Origin of the sequence: Streptomyces sp. URMC 126, from assembly GCF_051386555.1 — a bacterium.
In the GTDB taxonomy this organism is placed as follows: domain Bacteria; phylum Actinomycetota; class Actinomycetes; order Streptomycetales; family Streptomycetaceae; genus Streptomyces.
Window position 1 is genome coordinate 1 of record NZ_JBPQTX010000987.1, and the last position, 261, is coordinate 261.

1 protein-coding gene is annotated in these 261 nt (G+C 69.3%); it reads right to left on the minus strand.

Annotation, left to right across the window (positions count from 1 at the left end):
• Positions 1-261, minus strand: a 261-nt coding sequence (locus ACSNOK_RS34780; protein ID WP_436784703.1) for a Scr1 family TA system antitoxin-like transcriptional regulator, incomplete at both ends; no start/stop codon positions are given.

Genomic DNA, 261 nt, shown 5'->3' on the forward strand with positions numbered 1-261 from the left:
TCCGGGAACTCCAGGATGGCGTACTGGCCGTTCACCCCCGGGTGGGCGCCCATCCGGAACGGCATCACCTGCACGGTGACATGGGGCAGCCGCGACAGCTCGACGAGGTACTCCAGCTGCTCCCGCATGATGTGCCGGTTGCCCACGACCCGGCGCAGAGCCGATTCGTCAAGAACGGCCCACAGTCGCAGCGCCTGCTCGGGGGCGTGCACGCGCTCCTGGCGGCGCATCCGCACCTGGACCCGTTTCTCGATGTCGGCG